Source organism: Veillonella sp. oral taxon 780 str. F0422 (assembly GCF_000221605.1).
GTDB lineage: Bacteria > Bacillota > Negativicutes > Veillonellales > Veillonellaceae > F0422.
On sequence record NZ_AFUJ01000044.1, the window covers coordinates 1 to 416 of the forward strand.

The 416-nt window shown below is 44.6% G+C and carries 1 pseudogene; it reads left to right on the forward strand.

Annotated features, from left to right (window positions below):
* Positions 1 to 60 precede the first annotated feature (60 nt).
* Positions 61 to 416: pseudogene (locus HMPREF9200_RS05235) on the forward strand (2-isopropylmalate synthase); the annotation flags it as partial.

Sequence of the window (416 nt, forward strand, 5' to 3'; positions counted from 1 at the left end):
CCCCTAGGGATGCATAGTCATCTCTGGGGGTGTTTTTTATTTTTAGAAAGAGGAACAATCATGGATAACAGAATTTATTTTTTTGATACTACACTACGCGATGGGGAACAAACACCAGGTGTGTCCCTTCAAACACCAGAAAAAGTAGAAATTGCACAAGCTCTTGTACGCCTTGGATTAGATGTCATCGAAGCGGGGTTCCCAGCAGCATCGGAAGGTGACTTTGAAGCAGTATCTACGATTGCGAGAGAGGTACGTGGATGTACGATCGCAGCCCTTGCTCGATCCAACGAAAATGACGTGACAAGAGCAGCAGAGGCGCTAGCTAGTGCAGAGCGCAGTCGTCTTCATGTGTTTATTGCTACAAGCGATATTCACCTAGAATACAAATTANAGAAAACTCGTAGAAGAAGTAC